Annotated in this window: 7 protein-coding genes; 3 read left to right on the plus strand and 4 right to left on the minus strand. The window is 69.4% G+C overall.

Annotation, left to right across the window (positions count from 1 at the left end; all coding sequences use genetic code 11):
• Positions 1–96: 96 nt before the first annotated feature.
• The 3 genes from AB0M70_RS41125 to pdhA are packed head-to-tail and all read right to left on the minus strand — an operon-like array spanning position 97 to position 3,838.
• Entirely contained in the window at positions 97–1,647 is a 1,551-nt protein-coding gene (locus AB0M70_RS41125; protein WP_365828809.1) for a dihydrolipoamide acetyltransferase family protein, read from the minus strand.
• 11 nt (positions 1,648–1,658) lie between these two features.
• A complete protein-coding gene (locus tag AB0M70_RS41130; RefSeq protein WP_365828811.1) occupies positions 1,659–2,639 on the minus strand; it encodes an alpha-ketoacid dehydrogenase subunit beta in 981 nt (326 codons plus the stop codon).
• Between the two features lie 2 nt (positions 2,640–2,641).
• Positions 2,642–3,838 carry a pyruvate dehydrogenase (acetyl-transferring) E1 component subunit alpha gene (gene pdhA, locus AB0M70_RS41135; protein ID WP_365828813.1) on the minus strand — a complete coding sequence of 399 codons (1,197 nt, stop codon included), beginning with the start codon at positions 3,836–3,838 and terminating at the stop codon, positions 2,642–2,644.
• A gap of 381 nt (positions 3,839–4,219) precedes the next feature.
• On the opposite strand from pdhA, the gene AB0M70_RS41140 reads away from it, so the two are divergent.
• Both AB0M70_RS41140 and AB0M70_RS41145 read left to right on the plus strand, forming a co-directional pair.
• Positions 4,220–4,882 carry a response regulator transcription factor gene (locus AB0M70_RS41140; protein ID WP_249588831.1) on the plus strand — a complete coding sequence of 221 codons (663 nt, stop codon included), beginning with the start codon at positions 4,220–4,222 and terminating at the stop codon, positions 4,880–4,882.
• A 76-nt stretch (positions 4,883–4,958) separates the two neighbouring features.
• Positions 4,959–5,396, plus strand: coding sequence for a pyridoxamine 5'-phosphate oxidase family protein (locus AB0M70_RS41145; RefSeq protein WP_365828815.1), 438 nt, complete (start codon positions 4,959–4,961; stop codon positions 5,394–5,396).
• Positions 5,397–5,487: 91 nt separating this feature from the next.
• Here AB0M70_RS41145 and AB0M70_RS41150 read toward each other — a convergent pair whose 3' ends face one another.
• Entirely contained in the window at positions 5,488–7,068 is a 1,581-nt protein-coding gene (locus tag AB0M70_RS41150) for a protein kinase (protein ID WP_365828817.1), read from the minus strand.
• Between the two features lie 295 nt (positions 7,069–7,363).
• On the opposite strand from AB0M70_RS41150, the gene AB0M70_RS41155 reads away from it, so the two are divergent.
• Positions 7,364–9,016, plus strand: a complete 1,653-nt coding sequence (locus AB0M70_RS41155; protein ID WP_365828820.1) for a protein kinase — start codon at positions 7,364–7,366, stop codon at positions 9,014–9,016.
• Positions 9,017–9,149 lie beyond the last annotated feature (133 nt).

Genomic DNA, 9,149 nt, shown 5'->3' on the forward strand with positions numbered 1-9,149 from the left:
ATCGCCGGACTTACAGACCTACGGGCTTACGGGCTTACGTCGAAGGGGGCCCGCCGCGTTGTACGCGGCGGGCCCCCTCTGACGTGATCTCTGGGCTTACGCCCAGGTCATGAGCCGCTTGGGCTGCTCCAGGATCGCCGCCACATCGGCCAGCACCTTGGAGCCGAGCTCGCCGTCCACCAGGCGGTGGTCGAAGGAGAGCGCGAGCGTCGTCACCTGACGCGGCTTGACCTTGCCCTTGTGGACCCACGGCTGGAGCTTGATCGAGCCGACCGCGAGGATCGCGGACTCGCCGGGGTTCAGGATCGGCGTGCCCGTGTCGACCCCGAAGACGCCGACGTTCGTGATCGTGACCGTGCCGCCCTGCATCGCGGCCGGCGACGTCTTGCCCTCGCGAGCCGTGGACACCAACTCGCCGAGGGACTCGGCCAGTTCCGGCAGCGTCTTGGCCTGCGCGTCCTTGATGTTCGGCACGATCAGGCCGCGCGGGGTCGCGGCGGCGATGCCCAGGTTCACGTAGTGCTTCTGGACGATCTCCTGGTTCGCCTCGTCCCAGGCCGCGTTGACGTCCGGGTTGCGCCGGATCGCCACGAGCAGCGCCTTGGAGATGAGCAGGAGCGGATTCACCCGCAGGCCCGCGAAGGCCTTGTCCTGCTTCAGCTCCTCGACCAGCTTCATCGTCCGCGTCACGTCCACCGTCACGAACTCCGTGACATGCGGCGCCGTGAAGGCCGAGCCGACCATCGCCTGGGCGATGGCCTTGCGCACGCCCTTGACGGGGATACGGGTCTCGCGGGCGCCCACACCGACCGTGGCCGCGACTTCCGCGGCGGGAGCGGGGGCCTCGGCCGGCACCTGCTCCGGCGCGGACGCCGGGGCGGGGGCGGGGGCGGAGGCGGAGGTGGTGGCCGGGGCGGAGGCCGAAGCCACCGCCGCGTGCACGTCCTCGCGCGTGATGATCCCGTCGGGGCCCGACGGGGCGATGGCCGTGAGGTCAACGCCCAGGTCCTTGGCGAGCTTGCGCACCGGCGGCTTGGCCAGCGGCCGGCTGCCCACGGGGGCGGCGGGCGCGGCGGCTGCTGCCGCTCCGGAGCCGTTCAGCTCGGCCTGGACCGCTGCCGCGTAGTACGTCCCCGCGGCCTCCGCCTGCTCCGAAGCGGCCTTGCGCGCGCGGCGCTTCGTCGAGGACTCGGCGACCCCGTAACCCACGAGCACGGGCTGCCGGCCCTCGGGAGCGGCCTCCTCGGCGGGAGCCTCCGCGGCGGGAGCCTCCGCGGCGGGGGTTTCCTGCACAGGGGCTGCGGCCTCGGCGGGAGCGCCGGCCTCAGCGGACGCAACGGGCGCGGCGGGTGCGGCGGGTGCGGCGGGTGCGCTGGTGGCGCCTCCGCCCGACACGTCCACCGAGATGATCACCTGGCCGACATCGACCGTGGTGCCCTCGGGGAAGCGCAGTTCGCTCACGACACCGTTGAACGGGATGGGCAGTTCGACGGCGGCCTTGGCCGTCTCGACCTCACACACCACCTGCCCGTCGGTGACCGTGTCGCCCGGCGCCACGAACCACTTGAGGATCTCTGCCTCGGTGAGCCCTTCGCCCACGTCGGGCATCTTGAACTCGGCGAGCGCGGCACTTGTCATCGTCGTCACGACCCTCTCCCTCAGTACGCCAGCGAGCGGTCGACAGTGTCGAGCACCCGGTCGAGGCCCGGCAGGTACTCCTCTTCCAACCGCGCAGGCGGATACGGCGCGTGGAAGCCGCCGACCCGCAGCACGGGAGCTTCGAGGTGGTAGAAGCACCGCTCGGTGATGCGCGCCGCGATCTCCGCGCCCGCACCCAGGAAGACGGGGGCCTCATGGACCACGACGAGCCGCCGCGTCTTCTCGACCGAGGCCTGCACCGCGTCGAAGTCCATCGGCGACATGGAGCGCAGGTCCACGACCTCGAGGGACTTGCCCTCTTCGGCGGCGGCCGCGGCCGCCTCCAGACAGACCTTCACCATCGGGCCGTACGCGACGAGCGTCAGGTCCGTGCCCTCACGGGCGACCCGGGCCTTGTGCAGCGGCGCCGGGATGGTGTCGGTGTCGACCTCGCCCTTGTCCCAGTAACGCCGCTTCGGCTCGAAGAAGATGACCGGGTCGTCGCTCTGGATGGCCTGCTGCATCATCCAGTAGGCGTCGGAGGAGTTCGACGGCGAGACGACCTTGAGGCCCGCCACGTGCGCGAACAGCGCCTCGGGCGACTCGCTGTGGTGCTCGACGGCGCCGATGCCACCGCCGTACGGAATGCGGATGACGACCGGCATCTTGATCTTGCCGAGCGCGCGGGCGTGCATCTTCGCGAGCTGCGTGACGATCTGGTCGTACGCCGGGAACACGAAGCCGTCGAACTGGATCTCCACCACCGGGCGGTAGCCCCGCAGGGCCAGGCCGATGGCCGTGCCGACGATGCCCGACTCGGCGAGCGGGGTGTCGATGACACGGTCCTCGCCGAAGTCCTTCTGCAACCCGTCCGTGACACGGAAGACGCCGCCGAGCTTGCCGACGTCCTCGCCCATGATGAGGACCTTGGGGTCGGTGTCGAGCGCCGTGCGCAGCGATTCGTTGATCGCCTTGGCAAGGGGAAGTTTCTGTACGCCCATGGTCACTTACCGCCTTCTTCAGCGAAGGACGCCTGGTAGGCGGCGAACTGCGCGCGCTCCTCGTCGACCAGCGCATGCCCGTCCGCATACGCGTTCTCGAAGATCGCCATCAGATCCGGATCCGGCATCGCCCGCACCACCTCTCGCACTCGCTTTCCCAACGCTTCGCTCTCCGCCTCGAGTTCCGCGAAAAATCCCTCATCAGCGTGACCTTCGGACTCGAGATAGGTCCGCAGGCGCAGGATCGGGTCCTTGGCCTCCCAGGCCTCGCGCTCGTCGTCGTTGCGGTACTTGGTCGGGTCGTCGGACGTGGTGTGCGCGCCCATGCGGTAGGTGAACGCCTCGATGAGCGCGGGTCCCTCACCCGTACGCGCCCTCTCCAGGGCCCACTTGGTGACGGCGAGCACGGCGAGGACGTCGTTGCCGTCGACCCGCACGCCCGGGAAGCCGAAGCCCTGCGCGCGCTGGTAGAGCGGCACCCGGGTCTGCTTCTCGGTGGGCTCGGAGATCGCCCACTGGTTGTTCTGGCAGAAGAACACGACGGGAGCGTTGTAGACCGCGGAGAAGGTGAACGCCTCGGCGACGTCGCCCTGGCTGGAGGCGCCGTCCCCGAAGTACGCGATCACGGCCGAGTCCGCGCCGTCCTTGGCCACGCCCATGGCGTAGCCGGTGGCGTGCAGGGTCTGCGAGCCGATGACGATCGTGTAGAGGTGGAAGTTGTTGGTGTTCGGGTCCCAGCCGCCGTTGTTGACGCCGCGGAACATGCCGAGCAGGTTCGTCGGGTCCACCCCGCGGCACCACGCGACACCGTGCTCGCGGTAGGTGGGGAAGACGTAGTCGTCGTCGCGGGTGGCCCGGCCCGAGCCGATCTGGGCGGCTTCCTGGCCGAGCAGCGACGCCCACAGGCCCAGCTCGCCCTGGCGCTGCAGGGAGGTGGCCTCGGCGTCGAAGCGGCGGGTGAGGACCATGTCGCGGTACAGGGCGCGCAGCTCGTCGGCGGTGATGTCCGCGACGTACGAGTCGTACTCGGCATTCTTGACCCGCTTGCCTTCAGGGGTCAGCAGCTGAATCAGCTGGGGTTCCGTGCTACCGGTGCTCCCCGTGCTCTTCTTCGGCGCGGCCTTCTTGGCGCTTGCGCGCTTCCCGCCGCTGGTCGTGCTGCGGCGCGGTGTGCGCGCGGCGGTGCTCTCCACGGTCACGTGTGCTCCTCCGTCGGTCCGGCCCCCGGGATTACCGGGTAAGCCAGTGCGGCTCGCCTGATCCGTGCCCGCGCACGGGGTGGGTGCGACTCGGCCGGGAACAGGCGTGACAGGTGCCCCGGCGAGCGCCCTGCACAATGCACGTTACCCAGTGCTTCCCATTTCTGTGAAACCCCATCTGACCTGCGAATTTGCTTGGATTTCCAAGTATCTGACTGCTTGGATTACCGAGTAAATCCAGAAAGTCGGGAACAGTTCCTGGTCACAGCACTGATCACAGCCTGGCAGGGGGCCGGAACACCGGCACGTTATCCCGGCCACCCCGCGCACGGGAAGGGTTCAGCTCAGGCAGCGGGAGAGATCGTGTGTGAGACTGACTCCGTGCGCGAAGACGGAAAAATTACGGTATTTCTCCTCGACGACCATGAAGTGGTGCGGCGAGGAGTCCATGAGCTGCTCTCCGTCGAGTCCGACATCGAGGTCGTCGGAGAGGCCGGAACAGCGGCGGACGCCCTGGTCAGGATCCCGGCGACACGGCCGGACGTGGCCGTTCTCGACGTGCGTCTGCCGGACGGCAGCGGCGTGGAGGTCTGCCGCGAGATCCGTTCCCAGAACGAGGACATCAAATGCCTGATGCTCACCTCGTTCGCGGACGACGAGGCTCTCTTCGACGCGATCATGGCGGGCGCTTCCGGCTATGTCCTGAAGGCCATTCGCGGCAATGAACTCCTCTCGGCCGTACGTGATGTCGCCGCCGGAAAATCCCTGCTCGACCCCGTCGCCACAGCCCGCGTCCTGGAGCGGCTGCGCGACGGAAACACCCCCAAGGGCGACGACCGTCTGTCGAACCTCACGGACCAGGAACGCAAGATCCTGGACCTCATCGGCGAGGGTCTGACCAACCGGGTGATCGGCGAGCGGCTGCACCTCGCCGAAAAGACGATCAAGAATTACGTCTCCAGCCTGCTCTCGAAGCTCGGCATGGAGCGCCGCTCCCAGGCGGCCGCGTATGTGGCCCGTATGCAGGCCGAGCAGAATCACTGAAACGGGACTTACGTCCCCGTCGCCTAGGGGCGGGGTCCCCTTCCCCGGCCCCCCGCCGGTGCCAGAGGGTGGACGCATGCCCTCCGACGCTCAGGAACAGGACGAACGGCTCGCCTTCGAACTGCTCGGCCGCACCGACTACGGCCGGGTCGCGACCAGCATGCGCGCGCTGCCCTTCCTCGCCGCGGCCCGCCACGTCGTCGTGGACGGGCGGATTCTGCTGCGGATGCACAAGGGATACGGGTACCACGAGGCCTGCATCGGCAGCGTCATCGCCTACGGGGCGGACAACCTCAGCGCCGAGACCGCGCGCACGGGGCAGTGGACCGTGCAGTTCGTCGGCCTGTGCGAGGCCATCGAGCCGACCACCGCCGAACTGGAACTTTTCGGGCCCGGCCCGCATTACGTGGACGGCGAGCTCTACGACCCGGTCTACATGCGCGTCGAGCCGCAGGTGGCCACGGTGCACACCCTGCACGGCGGCCGGCAGCGACAGCTTCAGCGCACCTTCTAGGAATTCTCCGTACGAACGACGCACGCGCGCGTGGTGCCCTTCCGGGGCTCCACGCGCGCGTGCGTCTCGTCTACGGGTTGTGCGGCTCGGCTCAGCCTTCGGCGCCGGCGGGGTCTCCGCCCTCCGTGCCGCCGTTCGTCACCGGCGGGTCCTCGGTGTCCGGATCGCTGGGCTCCCCGGACGGCGTCGTCGGGTCGTCCGTCGGCGTCGTCGGGTCGTCCGTCGGCTCCGTCGGGTCGTCCGTCGGCTGGCTCTCGGTGGGCGTCGTGGGAGCCGTCGGGCCGGTGGTGTTCGGCTGCTCCGGCGTCCAGTCGCCCTGACCGCCGGACCCGTCGCCGGGCGTCGCGGTCTCGTCCGAGGTCTCCTCGTCCGCGCTCTTGCTCGGCTTCTTCGTCTCCGACTGCTTCGTAGGCTCCTTGGTCGGGGAGTCCTTGTCCTTCGTCTTGTTGTCGGCCGCCGACAGCGCGAACGCGACACCCACGGCGATCGCGATGATCGCGAGCACGACGAGGATCCACACCTTGCCCCGGCCGCCGCCCTTGCCGTCGCGCTGACCGCCCTCGAAGCCGCCGTCGTCACCGCCCGGCGGACGCAGCATGGCGCCGGGGATCTGCGCGGTGCCGGAGTCGCCCGGGTGCTGCATGGCGGCGGCGCCCGCGACGCCCATCGCCGGAGTGCTGCCGCCCTCGTGCATGCCCGCGACATCGACCGGGCCGGTGTTCCAGGTGCCGGTGTGGCTGCCCTGCTCGTGCAGCATCTGCAGCCCGTACTGGACCAGGCCGCGCATCTCCTCGGCCGTCTGGAACCGGTCGTCCGGGTCCTTGGCGAGCGAGCGCATCACGAGGCCGTCGAGCTCCGGCGGCGCCGCGTCCGAGGTCTCGGACGGCGGGACCGGGATGTCCTGGACGTGCTGGTAGACGACGGAGAGCGGCGTCTCACCGGTGAAGGGGGGCCGCAGCGCGAGGAGTTCGTAGAGCAGACAGCCGGTCGCGTACAGGTCGGAACGGTGGTCGACGGCCTTGCCGAGCGCCTGCTCCGGGGAGAGGTACTGGGGCGTGCCCATGACCATGCCGGTCTGGGTCATCGTCGACTGGGCGCCGTGCAGCGCACGGGCGATGCCGAAGTCCATCACCTTGACCGCGCCGGTGTTGGTGATGATCACGTTCGCGGGCTTGATGTCGCGGTGCACGATGCCGTGCTGGTGCGAGTACGCGAGCGCCTCGAGCACCCCGGAGACGATGATCAGGGCCTGCTCGGGACCCGGCGCCTCCGCGTTGAGCAGCAGATCGCGGATCGTCCGGCCCTCGACGATCTCCATGACGATGTACGGGACGACACTCGGCCCGACGACATCCTCACCGGAGTCGTAGACCGCCACCACCGCGTGGTGGTTGAGCCCCGCCACCGACTGGGCCTCGCGCGTGAAGCGGGCCTTGGAGACCGGGTCCTCGGCGAGGTCGGAGCGGAGCAGCTTGACCGCGACCGTACGACCGAGTCGTACGTCCTCGGCCGCGAACACCTCGGCCATGCCGCCCCGGCCGAGTCTGTGGGTGAGCCGATACCGGCCATCCCCTACAAGCCCGCCGTTGCCCCACAACTCCGGCGCATCTGACATACCGCCGCCAGTCGCCTCGGGGTCGGACGGGCCCTGAGCGCGCTGCGTCTGTGCCATCAGTCCTCGCCGTCGTTTCTGGTCGTGGTGCTCGGTGGTACCGGGGGAACCCCGCCGGGCCACGCTACAGCCTTCGGGCGGCACGGCGGTTCGAGGTGGACCGGACATCAAACCCGCCGAGTGCCCCCGCGCGCAAACTTGTAACGCTTCCGAGACGCTTCTTGCGCGTACGGTCACGGAACGGGCATCGAGCTTGACGTGTCGGTGCCCTCGGGCAGACTTGGCCAGGAATAGCGGGAATCGATCACCGATCGCGGAGCCGTCCGGCACACCGCGCCGATGGGGGACGCACGACATGAGCAGCCAGGACGGCGCACAGGGACGGTATGCGGGGCGCTCGCTGGCCGGTGGCCGGTACCAGCTGCGCGATCTTCTCGGTGAGGGCGGCATGGCCTCCGTTCACCTGGCGTACGACTCCGTGCTCGACCGTCAAGTCGCGATCAAGACGCTTCACACCGAGCTCGGACGCGAGGCCTCCTTCCGCGAGCGCTTCCGCCGCGAGGCCCAGTCGGTGGCCAAGCTCACGCACACGAACATCGTCTCGGTCTTCGACACCGGCGAGGACGATCTCGACGGCGCGACGATGCCGTACATCGTCATGGAGTACGTGGAGGGCAAGCCGCTCGGCTCCGTGCTGGACGCGTCCGTCACCCAGTTCGGCGCGATGCCGACCGACCAGGCGCTGAAGATCACCGCCGATGTGCTCGCCGCTCTCGAGATCAGCCACGAGATGGGCCTGGTCCACCGCGACATCAAGCCCGGCAACGTGATGATGACGAAGCGCAACGTCGTCAAGGTCATGGACTTCGGCATCGCCCGCGCCATGCAGTCCGGCGTCACCTCCATGACGCAGACCGGCATGGTCGTCGGCACCCCCCAGTACCTCTCCCCTGAGCAGGCGCTCGGCCGCGGCGTGGACGCCCGGTCCGACCTTTACTCCGTCGGCATCATGCTGTTCCAGCTGACCACCGGACGACTGCCCTTCGAGGCGGACTCGCCGCTGGCCATCGCGTATGCGCACGTCCAGGAGGAGCCCGTCGCTCCGTCCTCGATCAACCGCTCGCTGCCGCCCGCCGTGGACGCGATCGTCGCCCGCGCGCTGAAGAAGAACCCGAACGAGCGCTTCCCGACGGCCGAGGCGATGCGCGACGAATGCCTGCGCGTCGCCCAGTCCCTGCAAGCGGCAGCGCCGAGCATCGTGCCGGGCGCCCAGACCGCGAGCGGCGCGGGCGTCGGCGCCGCGGTCTTCCCGCCCGTCGACTCCTCGCTCCCGCAGCAGGGCGGTGTCCAGACGCCGTACCAAACGGGCCCCCAGTCGGGTCCGTACGGCCCGCCCACCCCGGCCCCGGGCCCCGTCACCCCGGGCTACGGCTACCCGCAGCAGGGTGGTTACCCGACCCCGGCGCCCACCAACGCGTACGCCCCCCAGGCCGCGCAGACCCCGCCCCCGTACACGCTCTCGCCGCAGCAGTCGCAGACCTCGGTGCAGGGCGGCGGCTCCGGCTCGGGCGGCGGCAAGCGGAACATGCCGGTGATCGTCGGCTCGATCGTCGTCGCGCTGCTCGCCATCGGCGGTGTGATCACGGCGATGTCGATGAGCGGTGGCGACGACGACGGCAAGGGCGACAAGGGCAAGGAGTCGGCCGCGCCGGTCGCGGGTCACCGGGGTCCCGACCGCTCGCAGACGATCGAGACCGAAGAGTGCCTCGAACCCGACACGGCGTACAACGACGAGACCAAGATCAAGGTCCCTGACTTCACGTTCAAGGACTGGCGCTCGGTGCAGAAGTGCCTGCAGGCGGCCGGCTGGCAGTACGACAAGCGCACGATGGACGAGAACACCTACGGGGAGGACATGGTCATGCAGCAGTCCCCCAAGGAAGGCTCCGACGTCGACCCGGACGACGTGGACATCGAGTTCACCATCTCCACGGGCAACCCGGCCTGATCTCTGGCGCACTTGAACGTGAAGGGCCCGGTCACCTCCTTGAGTTCTAGCGGTCGTCGCAACACCCCACTTCAGGGGTGCGATGGACTTCAGGATCCGGGACGACCGGAATCCGCAGGGCCGGAGGCAGTTG

Origin of the sequence: Streptomyces sp. NPDC051214 (assembly GCF_040682375.1) — a bacterium.
Classification (GTDB): Bacteria; Actinomycetota; Actinomycetes; order Streptomycetales; family Streptomycetaceae; genus Streptomyces.